Origin of the sequence: Pontibacterium granulatum (genome assembly GCF_029961155.1) — a bacterium.
GTDB lineage: Bacteria > Pseudomonadota > Gammaproteobacteria > Pseudomonadales > Balneatricaceae > Pontibacterium > Pontibacterium granulatum.
Map to the genome: position 1 here is coordinate 32,475 of NZ_JASBRH010000008.1, position 14,819 is coordinate 47,293.

Sequence of the window (14,819 nt, forward strand, 5' to 3'; positions counted from 1 at the left end):
CGCGTGTGCGACCAGCCCGGAGACCTGTCCGTGTGCCAGGGGAGCGGCACAGGGACGGGTAAGGGAGCGTACAGTGTTTATTCTGCGTCCAGCGCCTTTTCGATCGGCTCTGGGGTGAAGAGGTTTTTCTTCATCACGAATTTCACCCAGAACACACCGATGACAGAGACGATACCCAGTACTACACCGGCGGCACCAAAGATCTGGTTGCTCAGCTCGGGCGCGGGTGATGCGTAGATCACTGCGTAGATCATGCCGGCAATACCAACGATCTGTGGCAGCGGGTAGAACGGTGTCTTGTACGGACGCTTGATGTCCGGGTAACGCTTACGCAGCGCAATCACGTTTACGTGGGTAATGATGTACGCCAGCAACCACGCAATGGCTGCGGAGATTAGCAGCAGGCCGATCGCATCCGGGTTGTCACCCATCACAATCATCGGTAGTCCGGTAATCGCTGCGGTGAACAGCACGGCAACCCAAGGGGTCTTGGTGGTTTTGGTCAGCTTTTTCAGTTGTGGGAACGCCTGGCCGTTTTGCGCCATACCGTAGAGCATACGCGGGATCGCTGCCAGGGAGGTGTTCACGGTGGAACAGGTTGCGGTTACGGCGGCGATCGCCAGGAAGGTCAAACCCACATCACCAAAGACCGCTTTGGCAAAGTCGTAGTGTGGCAGGGCAGAACCGGCCAGGTCATCCGCCGGGATATACAGCAGTGCGCCCAGGCAATAGATCGCGATAGTAACGAAGATCACGGTCACACCGATGATCATGGAGCGTGGGATGTTGCGCTCCGGGTTCTTGGACTCTTCCACCAGCGGGCAGACAAACTCCGCACCCACGTAACCCCAGATCGCCAGCGCGACCAGGGTGATCACTTCGGCACCCAACGGGTTCCAGGTAGAGGTCAGGTCGATACCTTCCGGATGCGGGTTCACGAACCCACCTACCGCACTCAGACCGAGGATCAGTAGAACTACGACCATGATGAACGCGAGCGCCGACTGTAGCTTGGCGAAGACGTCGATACCCATCAGGTTAAGACCGGTAAAGAGTGCCAGCAGGCTAAAACCCACGGTGTATTTCGGGAAGATACCCGGGTAGATCTTGTCGATGATGAAGTCGACCAGCAGCAGTTCTGCAGAGAGCGCGAACATGGCTACCACAACGTAGCCGGAGAACACCGCCAGAATAGCGGGGAAGTGGCCGATGGCGACTTCGGTGTAGCTACTGAGACTGCCCGCTCGCGGGATCATCAGGGATAACTCGGAAAACGAGTACACATAGGTCAGAGCCAGCAGATACCCCACGGCGAGTGGGATGATAAAGCCCAGTCCGGCGATGCCGGCACCCTGTAGCATAAGAACCATAACGCCCTGGGATACGACCAGGCCGACAGCAACCGCCAGCAGGGAGCCCAGACCCAGCACGCGGCTGAAGCCTGTCTTCTGGCTGGTCTGACTGTCGGTCATGCCAGCGCTGGGGGCGAGTATTGTGTTGTCAGACATTTTCTTCTCCTGAATTCGTTTTTTATATTTTTGCTATCAGGTTGTTCTAAGTATGAGTCATGGGTGATAACTCGGGGTCTTTCTGTTAGTTCTCCTCCTCTGGCGATCAGGCGCTGAGTTCGTTGATCAGACGCCCGATAAAGGAATCACACAATGCTAATTGTTGTTCGTGGATAAACTCGTCCGGCTTGTGGCCCTGGTCCATGCTGCCGGGGCCGCACACAACGGTCGGGATACCCAGTACGTTGCTGAACAATCCACCCTCGGTACCGAAGTTAACGGTGGTGGTTGAGTCCGCCTCTGCCAGTTTCTGAACAAAGGCCACAACCTCAGCGTCGTCAGCGGTTCTGAGGCCGGGGTATTCGGTGGTGATCTCGACACTGATATCGCAGTTGGTGCCGGTGATACGCATCTCGCGGATCAGCTTGTCGATATATACCTGGAACTGTGCCAGCAGATCGCGGGGATCTTCGGCGGCGATATTGCGGATCTCGAACAGGAATTCGCAGTGGTTCGGTACGATGTTGAGGGCTGTGCCGCCGTTGACCACGCCGGTGTGCACCGTGCTGTAAGGGATCTCGTAACCCTCTTCGAACGGACCGTACTGACGTTTTTCCCGAGCCAGGTTTTCCAGCCAGGTGATCAGGCGGGCGGCGTAGTTCACCGCGTTCACGCCCTGTGGCGCGAGGCCGGAGTGACACTCTTTACCTTTTACGGTTACACGTGCCGCCAGCTTGCCTTTGTGGGCGGTGACCACGTTCATCGAGGTCGGTTCGCCGATAATGCAGATGGCCGGTTTCAGCGGGTGGCCCTGGAGGGTATCGATCAGGCGACGTACGCCCACACAACCGATCTCTTCATCGTAGGAAAATGCCAGGTGGATCGGGGTATGCAGCGGCTGCTTTAGCATCGCGGGAACCGCGGCCAGTGCCGCTGCAATAAAGCCTTTCATATCGGTGGTGCCGCGACCGTAGAGGCGGTCGTCTTCGCGGGTTAGCCGGTACGGTTCTTTGCTCCAGTTCTGACCGGTGACAGGCACGGTATCGGTATGGCCGGACAGCATCACACCGGATTTTTCCTGCGGACCGATGGTGGCATAAAGGTTGGCCTTGCTGCCCTGCTCGTCATACACCAGGGTGCTGTTAACGCCATGCGCTTCCAGGTATTGCTGAACATACTCCATCAGCTCCAGGTTGGAGTTGCAGCTGGTGGTATCGAAACTGATCAGCTTGTCGAGGATTTCAATTGTCAGCGACTGGGCCATATCTACTCCTGCGTGTTAATCGTTTGATCCCTATAACAAGGCGCCCTCCATGGCCGTGCTTGTTGATCCTGTACAGATGTCTGAGATGAGAGCCTGACCGGTTGAGCCGTGAACAACTGCGATCAGTTGGGGGGTACAGAAATTGATGAAAATCAATTGTTCATCTGTTCCCTGAGGATAGGCGGTGCGCGAGTATCATTAAAATATTATTAATTTTTGAAGAGGATAAGAAAAAGCTATCCAGAGTCTGTTTCCCATCCACTCAACATGTCACCCCCTATGGAGGCTAGCTATAAAGGGGGGGGCGCGCCTCCGGTTGTTTCATTCGGTTGTTCGTGGAGGCGCGTTGAGTTGATGTCTAACGCACCGTAATGCAGGTGCACTTGGACAGTGAGTTGACCTTGTGAGAGACGCTGCCCAGCAGCAGGCCTTCGATCTCACCCAGCCCGCGGCATCCCATCATGATGGTATCCGCCGCCTTCTCTTCAGCGGCTTTAAGGATAGTGGTGGCCGGGGCACCGCGACGGATAAGCACCTCGATCTGGTTGATGCCGAGATCGTTCAGTGTTTTCTGCGCTTCATGCAGGACTTCCTCGGCGATCGCTTTTAAGGACAGCTCTACCGGGCTGGCATCGTCGATTGGGCCAAAGCGGATCTGGTTGTAGCGCCGGTTGGTGTAGGAGATATGCCGGTAGACGCTGAGCAGGGTGATCCTGCTATGAAACTGCTGGGCGATCTGTGCCGCTGTTTGCAGGGCGCGATTGGCATTTTTCGAGCCATCAACGGCCAGCAGCAGGTGCTGAAACGGCTGTGCATCACTTTGATCATTCATCAAATTTTTCCTTTGACCGTGGTTTTATTGAATCGACAAGTCCCGCAGGAACAGGGCAATTTGCGGAAACAGCACCAGCAGAACGGACGAGATCAGCAGCATCAAGATAAACGGTGGTGTACCGCGGATAACCTCCATGTAAGGACGACGGAAGATGGCAATTGCGGTGAAAATGTCGCAGCCGAAGGGCGGGGTGGCTGAGCCGATCGCAACCTGCAGGGTGATCATGATGCCCACCAGTACCGGATCCAGGCCGGAGGAGCGGATCACCGGCAGGAAGATCGGGATCAGGATCAGCATCACCACGATGGGATCCACAAACATGCAGCCGACAAAAAACGCGATCGCGATGGTGATCAGCACCGTGGTGGAGTTGGCTTCTGCCAGATTCAGGCCAGCAATGATGGTCTGGGGGACTTCTGCATAGGAGAGTGCCCAGGAAAAGCCAGCACCGGCCCCTATCAGGATGAAGACCACCGCGGTGACCAGGCCGGTGGATAAGGCAATGTCCGCCAGTTCCCGCATTTTGACCGAGCGAAAGATGCACACTTCCAGAATAATCGCATACAGCACGCAGATGGATGCCGCTTCACTGGGGCTAAACACCCCGCCATAGATACCGCCCACGACGATCAGGGGAAAGCCCGCCGGCCAGATCGCCCGTTTCATCGCTAGGATGCGACTGGCCCACTCCGCCTTGGGTTCGGTCGGAATCTGCTTGATCCGGGCATAGATCACGGCGTATAGCGAAAACATGGCCAGAATCAGCAATCCGGGGCCGATCCCGGCGATAAACAGCTCGGAGATGGAGGTGCCCGACAGCACACCATAGACGATCATGCCGATGCTGGGCGGGATCAGGAAGGCGATATCGGAGGCGTTAATGGTCAACGCCATGGTGAAGGCGTCGTCGTAGCCGGCTTTCAGCATACGCGGACGCATCGGTCCGCCCACCGCCACCACGGTGGCCTGGGTCGAACCGGACACCGCGCCAAACAGCGTACAGGTGGCGGCGACGGTGACGGCCAGCCCGCCGCGGATATGCCCGACGAAGCGCATCACCAGATCGATCAGACGATCGGCGGAGTGACCGCGGGTGATGATGTCGGCGGCAAAGATAAACATGGGGATGGCGATCAGTGCCGTGGGTTTCACGCCACTGACCATCTGCTGCACGATTATCGTGGGGTTCAGCATATCGAAAAAGAGAAAAAACGCGGCTAGGGTGGCGATGATCAGCGGCATCATCATCGGGAATCCCAGCAGCAGAAGCACCAGCATGATGCTTAACATCACTGCAGTCATAACGGTATCCTTGAATCTTCAGATCGACTGGCTTTGCTGACTTTCGTCGTAAACATCCAGCGCGTGATAAGAGAGGTAGATATCCGGGCTGCGCAGGTTACGCACAAAGGCCAGACTGTATTGCAGGCCGCCGATTAAAAAGCCCAGCGGCACGACCAGCAGTGTCCAGTACATCGGGATCTGCAGGGCGGCGGTCAGCATGCCCCGGCGGGCCATTTTGGCCACGTACAGGGATGCGTAATAACTGAGCAGGAACAGGGTCAGTGCGGTGCTGAGTGTGATCAGCAGCATCAGTAACTTCTTGTTGCGGTCTGATAGCAGGTCATAGATCGCCGACATACGGATATGCCGTCCTTTACGGGTCACGTAACCCAGCCCCATAAAGGTGATCCAGACCATCAGCATCTGGTTCAGCTCTTCGGAAAAGTACAGGCTTTGGGAAAATAGGTAGCGGCCAAAGACATTAACGATGGTGTTCAACGCCATCAGCAGGATACCGGCGGATAAACTGAAGGCTTCGATGCGGCCTAGCCAGTGGTCGAGCTGATTCAGTCGATGAAATACTTGGTGGGACATAAAATGACCTGAAGTGGCTGTCGGATAATAGGGAGGCCTTGCCCGCCGCTGGCTTAAATCAAGCGGTGACAGGCAAGCCTCTGTAGGCAGATCTGAGAACGCGGCTTAGTTGAGTGCCTGCTCCAACTGCGCACGTTCATTCAGGAAGTTGTCCAGCACCTGCTGGCCATTATCACCGACCATGCTGACGAACTTCTGGCGAGTCTGCTCAGCACGGTCGCGGAACTGATCCCGTTCCTGCTCGGACAGGCTGATGTAGGTCATCGCCGGTTTTTCCTTTAGGATCTTGTCCAGGAACGCCTGCTCCAGACGAGGCACCTCATCCATCATGTAGTTGGTTACCTCTTTCATGGTGTCCTTGATCATCTGCTGGCGTTCAGAGGACTGCGCATCAAACCAGTCGCTGCCGGAGATGATGGAGCTGGTGAACAGTTGGTGGCGGGCCGATACCAGATAATCGGTCACTTCAAAGAACTTACTCTGGTAGATGGAGGAGATTGGGTTGCCTACGCCATCGATGGTTTTCAGCTGCAGCGCACCGTACACTTCGCCAAACGGCAGTGGGGTTGGGCTGGAGCCCATATCCTTGAAGGCTTCTACCTGCATCGGTGAAACAAGGATACGCATTTTGAAGTTATCCAGATCCTGAGGTGAGCGGATCGCTTTATTGGTTGCCCAGGCGTCTTCACCTTCAGAATAAATACTCATCAGGCGCAAACCGCTTTTTGCAAAGTCACCCGACATACCTTGATAAACCGTTTTAGACTCAGTCATCAGTTTTTTATTAACGTCGTTGTTTTCCGATAGAATAAACGGAATGGAAAACAGCTGGATTTCAGGCACAAATGAACCTAGGTGGCCTAAGGAGATATTGGCAAACTGCAGGGCACCATCTGCGACAAGTTCTGTGGCATCAGCAGAGGTGCCCAGGGTGCCGCCGTAGAATACTTTTACTTCTACCTCGCCACTGGTTTTCTGTTCAATGCGCTTTTTAAACTCCTGGGCGTAAAGGTCCTGTATATCGCCTTGCGATACCTCGATGGCATATTTCCATGTTTCTGCCTGAGACATCAGGGCGAAACCACCAAAGGCGAGTGCTGCAATCGCTTGCTTGAAACGTTTCATTAATAGCATCTAGATACTCCAGTTATTATCTTTGTTCTGGAAAGAACGACGGGTTTTAGAAAGGAATAACGCCTTTTTTAAATCCCATCGGTAAGCTGATCGTCCATGTTTTTTGTATGGTTAAATTCAGCACTAAATACCTTAGTGGAGCAGGGGGGGGTTAAAATAGTTTTATTTGTAGTAATGGATATGAAAAAGAAATGATGTGGAAAGGGTGTCGGATAGGAAAATAAAATTACCGCAGTTAAAAGCATGCGGGCATGTTGAGACAGGCCCCTATTTAAATTACTGCTGGTTAGAAAGCAGTAAAAAGGAGCCTGATAGTGAGTGGTGTCGTAATATAGTCAGCGTTGTTTCAAATAAAAAAACACCGACTGATATTACTCGTCACCGGGTACACCAAAGGATTCGGCGTTAGACGGATCTTTTGCACGGGTGATATAGGCCTGCATCTGTGGCTCGTAGTTTTGCCACACCATGCGTAGTTCATTGATCGGCTCGATATGCCAATCAACGCGCAGGTCCACCACCGGCCACTGCGGTTGAGCGGCGACGAGCAGGCCGGCAGAGTGCACCGGACCCAGTTCGCCACCGGCGGCAAGTCCGGCTTCCAGTGCGCTTAGCAGCCGCTCGGCCAGGTGCCCGCTACTGCTTTCGAAGCGGTCGATCATCGCCTGGGGTACGCCGGTATTCTCCAGCAGGTTGCCCATGGCAATACAGTTCTGGCCTTCGGCTGTGGAGAAGATCCCCAGCGCCTGTTCACCGCTGAAAGTGGTGCCTTCACCGGCAGTATTCAAAACGCCTAACTGACGCCATTGCACATCGCTGTCTGCTTCGGCCAACGCCGCCATCACCTGTTGAGGAGATTGGCCCTCCTGCAGCAGATCCAGCGCCAGCGGTCCCAGGTTGGGGTTGGTGATGTTCTGAGTCAGCGCGACGCCGGTGCCGCTGCGCACGAAGGCGCAACGGCTGGCGACACAGATGCTGGAGGAGGTGATCGCACAACCGACCATGCCGGTATCCGGGCAGATGCCCGCAACGGAAAAGGTCATGGCTTAGGCCTCTTCTTCTGGGATCACAGCGATAACGTCGATCTCCATCAGCCACTCTGGCTGGGCCAGTGCCTGTACGACCAGACCGGTGGAGATCGGGAACACACCTTTCATCCACTTACCTGTTTCGCCGTAGACTGCTTCACGGAAACGGGGATCGGTGATGTAGGTGGTGGTTTTAACTATGTGGCTCATGTCGGAGCCCGCTTCTTCCAGCAACTGTTTGACGTTTTTCATCGCCTGTTCGGTCTGCGCGCGAGGATCACCCAGGCCAACCAGATTACCGTCAAAATCGGTGCCCACCTGGCCACGAACATAAACGGTGTTGCCGGCACGCACTGCCTGGCAGAGATCGTTATCCAGCGTCTGATTTGGATAGGTCTCTTTGGTGTTAAACATGCGGATGCGAGTATGCGTAGGCATTAACTGACTCCCAAAATGCTGACATATATGTCTGTCTGAAAAAGGAGATAGGCCCGCAGGCCTATCTTGATGCTGGTTTGGTGCTACGTCCCGGTGTTACAGCTGAGATGGGTCGCGGTACTCCAGGTACTTACGCTGGGTCGCGATGTGGTCAGCAATGTGTTTTGCGTCGTGCCATACACCCCAGATGAAGGTGGAGCCGCGACGGGACAGCCATGGCAGGCCAACAAAGTAAATGCCTGGCTCGTTGGATACACCACGCTGGTGGGCTGGCTTGCCATTCTCATCAAAGGCATCAACTTTCAACCAACCGTAGTCCAGACCAAAACCGGTTGCCCAAACAATGGAGGTGATACCTGCTTCAGCCAGGTCCAGTTCACGAATCGGATTCACCATGCACTCTGGATCTTCCAGCTTGATACGTGCTTCTGGTTCTTCCGGCAGATCCAGGCCGTTACGCTCGATGTAGGCATCAGCTGCGTCCAGCAACTCGTTGTAGTTCTGATCACCGCGAGCAATGTTTTCTACCAGATCACCCTTGAAGGTCACTTTGCCGTCGTTGAAAGCTTCGGTCAGACCTACCAGCGTCACACCCTGGTGCGCCATTGCGCGGAAATCAACAGTACCTTTGCCACCATGCGCACCGGTTACTGCGATGGTTACGTGCTCTGTACCCGGTTTCATCGCAGGCACGTCCCACAGACCTAGAACACCCAACCACCATACGAAGTCGCGGTTGCGGTATGAGCGTGGTGGACGGTCATGCGCACCGATAGACAGGTATACCTTCTTCCCTGCGCGCTGCAGTTCGTCTGCGATCTGCGCACCGGAGGAACCGCCGCCGACTACCAGTACACCACCTTCAGGCAACTGTTCCGGGTTGCGGTAATCTGCAGAGTGGATCTGCATCAGGTTGTCGTCTTTAGGCGCGATGGGTGGAATCGCCGGCACCTGGAATGGACCGGTCGCCGCAACAACGCGGTTTGCCAAGATGGTGCCTTCAGAGGTCTCAATGGTGAAACCTGCATTGTTTTCGTTACGGGTAACGCTCTTGACCTCTACACCGGTACGAATCGGTGCATTGAATTTTTCAGCGTAGTCTTCAAAGTAATCCGCAATGCGCTCTTTTGGTACGAATGCATCAGGATCCTGATCTTCGAACTCCAGACCAGGAAAACGATCGTGCCAAGCCGGGCCGTTGGCAACCAGGGAATCCCAACGGGCTGTGCGCCAGCGCTCAGCGATACGATCGCGCTCCAGAACCAGATGAGGAACGCCTTGTTTGCTCAGGTGTTCACTCATGGCTACACCCGCCTGACCGGCGCCAACAACAAGCGTATCAATTTCGATTTTTTCAACTGTCATGTCTGAGTCCTACTTTTTTGTTATTCAGTTGTTCAACGGGGTGATGGTTCAGAGGTGTCAGGCGCGTTGCTGGGCGTCCTGGATTTGATGCACTCAACCCATCTGCGAAGGATCAACTAACCAGGACTCCAGAGGCTCAGGCCTTCTAGTGGGAGTCACGACAGCGGTCATAACAGTCTCCTCCGATTGCCTGTTCAGGTTATGGGGAAACGTTGCATCGTTAAAATATTATTAAACTTACAAATGGATCAGAAAAAATTATGCAGGGCTTCAGGCCCAAAGATACGTGCGTTTCAGCGTGATGAATGGAAAACTAGCGCGCAATTTAGGTAGGGTTACGCGCTCATTCGGTTGGAATGAAACCGTCGTGGGACGGTCTACCGACAGCGACTATGTGGCATGAAAATAGAATTGGATGGTATGGATAAATACGATGATAAGCGCGCTGAAACAACGTTTGCTTACCTCCGCATGGTGGTTCTCCCAGCTGAAAACTGTGCTGATCATGGTTGTGATCGTGTCGGCGGTGGCGTTTTATCAACAGCGCAATATGGTCTCGGGTGTTGCTCCAGCGCTGGTGTTGAACACGCTGGAGGGCAAAACCTACAACCTGCAGGATGAACTCGCGAAAGGCTCGCTGCTGGTGTACTTCTGGGGCAGTTGGTGTGGCATCTGCAGTCTCACATCCCCTGCAGTCAGCGATATAGCGCATGACAACAACGTACTGACGATTGTGCTGGCCTCGGGAAGCGATACCGAGGTGCAGCAGTACATGGACCAACACGGTTACCAATTTACCACCCTGAACGATGATAACGGACTGATCAGCCAACAATGGGGTGTGACCATTACACCGAGTCTGTTTTACCTGAACACCGAGGGTGAGATTACGCAGGTGAGCGCCGGCTTGAGCAGTGAGTGGGGGATGCGCTTTAAACTCTGGCTGGCGCGATTTATATAACGCTTCCGTTATTCACAACCGCCATTATGAACGTTACTTCTTATTCTGCATGCGTTTACGTAGCGTAAGCCACAGTACCATCAATGCCAGCACCAGTGTCACCATGTTGGCGAGCAACATCGGCAGGTCATCCATGATGATGCCGTAGGTTAACCACAGGGCGACACCCAGTGTGAAGATGGTGTACATATGCAGTGAGATCCCATCCACGTTGCCGGTACGCAGGATCTGGATTACCTGGGGCACAAAGGCGCAGGTGGTGCAAAAGGCGGCCATCAGCCCGATTATCGTGGTGCTATCCATCAATTATGTCTCATCTGGGTTTGCCCGCTAGTGGGCAACAGAGCGCGGGCCTGCCTTGGGTAAATATTGGAAAAGCGGTGCAAATCCGATCGGCTAAGCTCGGGCAAGTTTGGCGAGATTAGGTTTGTTTTTCAGACGTTGCAAGCAATTGGCGGCAAATAAAGCTTTTTAATGTGAAATTTATGTGATCCTTGAATCACATAAATTTGGGTAGTGCTAAAGGGGCTTTGGGTGCGGATCAGGATCTGACGTGCGTTGCATTCGAGACGCAGGGGCGGAAAAGATAAAGGGGCTACTCAGTAAGCCCCTTTATTGTATGAGATATCGTGCTGTTACTTGGTCAGTTCGTAAGACAGTTCGTCCGTTTTGGCAGCAGCGGTTTTTTCGTTCTCGCTTTCACACTTGTTCGGATCGTCACCGCATACCGGGCAGATGTAGTTTTCTTCGCCCATCGCCTTACCAACACCACCGCAGGAGCCTTTGATTGGGTTACGGCCCATCAGTACACCCACGGATGCACCTACGATCACAACCAGCAATACAACAAAGGCAAGAAATACGGTTTCCATTAGCCACCTCCTGTAAGTGGGCAAAGCTGCTGAGAGGCCCTTAAGTATCACCAGAGGCGTTCAGCAGGGAACAATTCGATTATACGCATAGCCGCACCAGGCGGTAATTTGAGCAATTGTACCACTTCTCCGCCTGTGCTGGTCAGTTTGTGCGCGCTAAGTCTAATGCCATCATGCTCATATTTAAAGTGTATGTTGTTTGCACGTTTTGTGCGTCCATGAAAAGGCGTCTGTTGTCCGCGTTATGAAATTTACTCTTCGAGTAGCGATGCTGGGTATGGAAATTGCTGGAAAAAGTGGCGAGCGTTTTTTTTGGGATTTTAGCGACAGGATTGTTCATCTGTTTGCCGATTGAGCAGATGTCAGGGGCAAACAGAGGACAGTTATTGCCGCTTCGATGGTGCGACGTAACACCGAATTTCCCAGAAAACGATAACAATGGAATGGGCAAGGACTGCATATGAATATCTCCCTCTCGACACTGCTAGCGGGCGTTGCGCCGGGTCAGATCCACGCACACTCAGCAACCCGTGAAGAATTTCAGGAACTCAAAGCGGAAGGGCTGGTGGGTGAAAACAGCTCCGGCTTAAATGTGATGTCGGTTAATACTATGGACCGCTTCCGAATTACTCAATGGAGCGAAGAGATCAACAGCCTTTGGTGGGGATTGTCGGGTGAAGGTGAACTAGGCCGGCAGGCTGCGGGGTATCTGGAACAGATGACCGCGGAGCGTCGTCAGATTGCCTCCAGCTATATGGACGATTTCTTCAGCCTCTCCAACACCCTGGCTGAAAACCTGCAGGATAATTACCCAGCATCCACCGACTTGGATGAGTTATTGGACAACGTATTGGCAGGTCGTAAACCCAGCGAAAATTCCGATGGTTCGTTAGTACCCAAAGCAGACAAAGTCGAAGCGTTCTGGGTGGAAAACCGCGATCAGATCGACGCGATGCAACAAACCTACGAAGACCTGAAAGCGTGTCCTGACAACCTATCCGGCTGGCTCGATGAAAAGCAGATCGAGCGTCCGTTGGCGATGGATCAGTTGGTGGAGAAGCACCGCTACAGCGGTCTGAACGGCAAATACGCGGGGGCACAAGGATTGCTCGACTCCACCTCATTCCAACTCAGTGCCGGAGGTGATGGACAGCAACTGGAGAACTTCGGACCGCTTGGCATACCGATGGATACGATGGATATGCCATTGCTGGAGCGTTACGACCTGGAAGCGGCAAACGCAATGATGCAACACAGTATTGACCTGGCCCTGCGCCTGGGAGACGCGGGCATGATGAAGCATGCCGTTGCCAGCGAACTGATGCACAGCGAACGCCGCGCCATACTGGCCGACTATCAGACCAGCTTCCAGTCGATGAGCACGGCATTTTATGACCAGCTTGGCGAGTTGGAGCCCCGCTTCAGCCTGCAGGATCTGCTAGACAATGTGGCCGCTGACAATGAAGTGGCTATGCTGGAGGATGGCAGTGAGCACCCGCAGGCCGAACAGATTCAAGCATTTGTGAAGAGCGTTGATAGTCAACTGACCACGTTGGTGGATAAACAGCAGCGCATGGATCAACTGCCGCGCACCCGTCTGGAGTGGCAGGCCATTCCGGAAAACAACCGCCTTGCCCAGCAGGTGGTGTATCAGCAGTACGGCCTCGAACCCTGGGAGACCGGCCGCAACAGCCGCGCAATACGGCCGGAGCAGTGGATGGGGTTGGATCATTTTGAAGGCGCGGGAGCCGCTACCCAGGAAAGGCTGTTGAGCGAAGCCCATCAACGGATGGTACGTTTGCAGGATCTGGTGTTGGACGCCCGTAGATTCAGCGGTGACGTGTCGTTCGATCTGGACCAACTGATCGACAACTTTCGCAGCGGCCAGCCGCTGGGTTTGACCGACGCAGGACAACTGCACCCCAACAGCCAGGCGATCGAGGAGATGTTCCGTGCCAACGAAGAGGAGTTTGTCGCCTATATCGATACTTTGTGGATGCTGGGTAAACAGGACAACCTCAGTATGGTGGATTACCGCAGCTGGATGACCGAGGATAACCGTGCCGGCTTTGCCGAGGAGTTGCTCGATCTGATTGTGCAGAGTCGTCAGGCGCTCAACTTCGACGAGCTGCCGAACCCGGAAGACAGTCTGTTGGCCGTAAACACCGGCAGCTCAGAGCCGACCGTATAGGACACCGGGCCTTTTCAGTTCCTATTCAGCTCTTGCTACCTACGCTATGCCCATCAAGACTGGGGGAAATGGAATGAAACATCTGAATAAATGGCTGTTAGTGGTGGGGACGCTGTGGCTGACCGGCTGCAGCCTGCACCCGCTGGGAATCGATGATGACGAGTGGGCGAGGATGAGCAGTGAAGAACAGCTGCGGGCCTATGAAAAGCAGGCGGAGCTAGACAAAGTGCGGGCCGAAGCCCAGGCGCGAGAGCGGGCGGCACAGGCCGAGGCGGAAGCGCGCAAATATGAGGCGATGGCCTATCTGCGCCAGAATGCCCAGTACGGCGATATCGTGCAGTGTGTGCTTGATCCGGTGGACATGCAATTCAGCTCGAAATGGCAACCGGCTAAACCCCAAGCCTTTGACCTGGTGCGGGGTGAGCAACTGACGCTCAAAATGCAGGACTGGAAAGAACGCTACAGCCGCGAGGCTAGTGTATCGTTTGCCGAGTCAGGCTTGGAGGTTGAGCTATGCCGAAACAGTAGTTACCGCTACGGTGGTGACTGCACCCGTGTTTTGGGCACCAGCCGTGATTTCCGAAGGGGAATCAGCCAAAGCTTCGAGATCGATCGTTTTATGAAAGGGACGTTGCGCTGCGACCTGAAACCGATCAGGCGTCATTGAACCCCGCGGGGGTAGTTGAACGTTACCCCAACCTTTACCCCTCAGGGCAAAGGTTGGGAGTGGGATTCAGATTCGCTAGATCCGATCAGTCGCGGCAGTGCTTACCTCCTTTACCTTCGCCGTGGCCGCCATAGTGGTGGCCGCGTTCCTGCCATTGATCTTTCAGTTGTGCAAACTCGGTGCGCTGCTCGTCGGTCAGGATCTCGTTGAAGGCCTGACGCTGTTCGGAGCGCATCAGCACCATCTTCTCGGTTGCGGCCGCGATATCAGCAGCCAGCTGTTCGGACCTCTGCTTGTAATCGGCAGCGGTTGGATCCAGCTTGTGCAGTTTGGTGCGCAGATCCTTCATGGCACGTTTGTTTTCGCGCATCTCTTTGAAACTGCCGATCATGATCTCTTCTGCCTGGCTCTGCTGTTCAGCGGTCAGATCCAGTTTCTCGGCCATGCGGTCCAGCATACGACCACCCATCATACCCTCAGGGCCGTGCCCCAATTTGCCACTTGCGACCGCAGTACCCAGGCCACCCAGAGTCAGTGTTGCTGCAGTCAAACCAATCATCAGTTGTTTACGCATTGTTCCATCTCCTAAGTAGTGTTGGGTCTATTGTTGATCCTGTCATCGCTAAGTTGGGTTGCGGCTATGTAAAGATTGGTAAATCGCGAAGGGCGGGCAAAAAA

15 protein-coding genes are annotated in these 14,819 nt (G+C 54.3%); 3 read left to right on the plus strand and 12 right to left on the minus strand.

What is annotated here, in order from left to right:
* Nucleotides 1–77 precede the first annotated feature (77 nt).
* The 9 genes from QKW35_RS09220 to QKW35_RS09260 all read right to left on the minus strand — a co-directional run bounded on the left by QKW35_RS09220 (nt 78) and on the right by QKW35_RS09260 (nt 9,450).
* Complete coding sequence (locus QKW35_RS09220) at nt 78–1,508, minus strand: APC family permease (protein ID WP_282352520.1); 1,431 nt, start codon at nt 1,506–1,508, stop codon at nt 78–80.
* A gap of 106 nt (nt 1,509–1,614) precedes the next feature.
* Complete coding sequence (argE, locus tag QKW35_RS09225) at nt 1,615–2,772, minus strand: acetylornithine deacetylase (RefSeq protein ID WP_282352522.1); 1,158 nt, start codon at nt 2,770–2,772, stop codon at nt 1,615–1,617.
* Between the two features lie 358 nt (nt 2,773–3,130).
* The gene (locus QKW35_RS09230; RefSeq protein ID WP_282352524.1) at nt 3,131–3,604 is read right to left on the minus strand and encodes a universal stress protein; all 474 of its coding nucleotides are present in this window, start codon (nt 3,602–3,604) and stop codon (nt 3,131–3,133) included.
* Nucleotides 3,605–3,628: 24 nt separating this feature from the next.
* On the minus strand, nt 3,629–4,909 hold the full coding sequence (locus QKW35_RS09235) for a TRAP transporter large permease (protein WP_282352527.1): 1,281 nt from the start codon (nt 4,907–4,909) through the stop codon (nt 3,629–3,631).
* A gap of 18 nt (nt 4,910–4,927) precedes the next feature.
* The gene (locus QKW35_RS09240) at nt 4,928–5,485 is read right to left on the minus strand and encodes a TRAP transporter small permease (protein WP_282352530.1); all 558 of its coding nucleotides are present in this window, start codon (nt 5,483–5,485) and stop codon (nt 4,928–4,930) included.
* Between the two features lie 105 nt (nt 5,486–5,590).
* On the minus strand, nt 5,591–6,619 hold the full coding sequence (dctP, locus tag QKW35_RS09245; RefSeq protein WP_282352533.1) for a TRAP transporter substrate-binding protein DctP: 1,029 nt from the start codon (nt 6,617–6,619) through the stop codon (nt 5,591–5,593).
* Nucleotides 6,620–6,990: 371 nt separating this feature from the next.
* Complete coding sequence (locus tag QKW35_RS09250; RefSeq protein ID WP_282352535.1) at nt 6,991–7,662, minus strand: DUF1028 domain-containing protein; 672 nt, start codon at nt 7,660–7,662, stop codon at nt 6,991–6,993.
* Between the two features lie 3 nt (nt 7,663–7,665).
* Complete coding sequence (locus QKW35_RS09255) at nt 7,666–8,085, minus strand: RidA family protein (protein WP_282352537.1); 420 nt, start codon at nt 8,083–8,085, stop codon at nt 7,666–7,668.
* A 96-nt stretch (nt 8,086–8,181) separates the two neighbouring features.
* A complete protein-coding gene (locus tag QKW35_RS09260) occupies nt 8,182–9,450 on the minus strand; it encodes a flavin-containing monooxygenase (RefSeq protein ID WP_282352539.1) in 1,269 nt (422 codons plus the stop codon).
* Nucleotides 9,451–9,883: 433 nt separating this feature from the next.
* On the opposite strand from QKW35_RS09260, the gene QKW35_RS09265 reads away from it, so the two are divergent.
* Nucleotides 9,884–10,411, plus strand: a complete 528-nt coding sequence (locus QKW35_RS09265; protein ID WP_282352541.1) for a protein disulfide oxidoreductase — start codon at nt 9,884–9,886, stop codon at nt 10,409–10,411.
* 33 nt (nt 10,412–10,444) lie between these two features.
* Here QKW35_RS09265 and QKW35_RS09270 read toward each other — a convergent pair whose 3' ends face one another.
* Both QKW35_RS09270 and nqrM read right to left on the minus strand, forming a co-directional pair.
* Nucleotides 10,445–10,714 (minus strand): SemiSWEET transporter, encoded by a 270-nt coding sequence (locus tag QKW35_RS09270; RefSeq protein WP_282352542.1) that lies wholly within the window; start codon nt 10,712–10,714, stop codon nt 10,445–10,447.
* Between the two features lie 332 nt (nt 10,715–11,046).
* A complete protein-coding gene (gene nqrM, locus QKW35_RS09275; protein WP_282352544.1) occupies nt 11,047–11,283 on the minus strand; it encodes a (Na+)-NQR maturation NqrM in 237 nt (78 codons plus the stop codon).
* Nucleotides 11,284–11,743: 460 nt separating this feature from the next.
* Between nqrM and QKW35_RS09280 the strand changes: the two genes are divergently transcribed.
* Nucleotides 11,744–13,474: a hypothetical protein gene (locus QKW35_RS09280; RefSeq protein WP_282352546.1), complete on the plus strand. Its 1,731-nt coding sequence runs from the start codon at nt 11,744–11,746 to the stop codon at nt 13,472–13,474.
* A gap of 73 nt (nt 13,475–13,547) precedes the next feature.
* The gene (locus QKW35_RS09285; protein WP_282352549.1) at nt 13,548–14,141 is read left to right on the plus strand and encodes a hypothetical protein; all 594 of its coding nucleotides are present in this window, start codon (nt 13,548–13,550) and stop codon (nt 14,139–14,141) included.
* A gap of 85 nt (nt 14,142–14,226) precedes the next feature.
* Here QKW35_RS09285 and QKW35_RS09290 read toward each other — a convergent pair whose 3' ends face one another.
* The gene (locus QKW35_RS09290; protein ID WP_282352552.1) at nt 14,227–14,715 is read right to left on the minus strand and encodes a Spy/CpxP family protein refolding chaperone; all 489 of its coding nucleotides are present in this window, start codon (nt 14,713–14,715) and stop codon (nt 14,227–14,229) included.
* Nucleotides 14,716–14,819 lie beyond the last annotated feature (104 nt).

Excerpts from the sequence above, each read along its gene's own strand:
- QKW35_RS09220 (WP_282352520.1), bottom strand. The coding sequence starts at position 1,508 with ATGTCTGACAACACAATACTCGCCCCCAGCGCTGGCATGACCGACAGT.
- argE (WP_282352522.1), bottom strand. The coding sequence starts at position 2,772 with ATGGCCCAGTCGCTGACAATTGAAATCCTCGACAAGCTGATCAGTTTC.
- QKW35_RS09230 (WP_282352524.1), bottom strand. The coding sequence starts at position 3,604 with ATGAATGATCAAAGTGATGCACAGCCGTTTCAGCACCTGCTGCTGGCC.
- QKW35_RS09235 (WP_282352527.1), bottom strand. The coding sequence starts at position 4,909 with ATGACTGCAGTGATGTTAAGCATCATGCTGGTGCTTCTGCTGCTGGGA.
- QKW35_RS09240 (WP_282352530.1), bottom strand. The coding sequence starts at position 5,485 with ATGTCCCACCAAGTATTTCATCGACTGAATCAGCTCGACCACTGGCTA.
- dctP (WP_282352533.1), bottom strand. The coding sequence starts at position 6,619 with ATGCTATTAATGAAACGTTTCAAGCAAGCGATTGCAGCACTCGCCTTT.
- QKW35_RS09250 (WP_282352535.1), bottom strand. The coding sequence starts at position 7,662 with ATGACCTTTTCCGTTGCGGGCATCTGCCCGGATACCGGCATGGTCGGT.
- QKW35_RS09255 (WP_282352537.1), bottom strand. The coding sequence starts at position 8,085 with ATGCCTACGCATACTCGCATCCGCATGTTTAACACCAAAGAGACCTAT.
- QKW35_RS09260 (WP_282352539.1), bottom strand. The coding sequence starts at position 9,450 with ATGACAGTTGAAAAAATCGAAATTGATACGCTTGTTGTTGGCGCCGGT.
- QKW35_RS09265 (WP_282352541.1), top strand. The coding sequence starts at position 9,884 with ATGATAAGCGCGCTGAAACAACGTTTGCTTACCTCCGCATGGTGGTTC.
- QKW35_RS09270 (WP_282352542.1), bottom strand. The coding sequence starts at position 10,714 with ATGGATAGCACCACGATAATCGGGCTGATGGCCGCCTTTTGCACCACC.
- nqrM (WP_282352544.1), bottom strand. The coding sequence starts at position 11,283 with ATGGAAACCGTATTTCTTGCCTTTGTTGTATTGCTGGTTGTGATCGTA.
- QKW35_RS09280 (WP_282352546.1), top strand. The coding sequence starts at position 11,744 with ATGAATATCTCCCTCTCGACACTGCTAGCGGGCGTTGCGCCGGGTCAG.
- QKW35_RS09285 (WP_282352549.1), top strand. The coding sequence starts at position 13,548 with ATGAAACATCTGAATAAATGGCTGTTAGTGGTGGGGACGCTGTGGCTG.
- QKW35_RS09290 (WP_282352552.1), bottom strand. The coding sequence starts at position 14,715 with ATGCGTAAACAACTGATGATTGGTTTGACTGCAGCAACACTGACTCTG.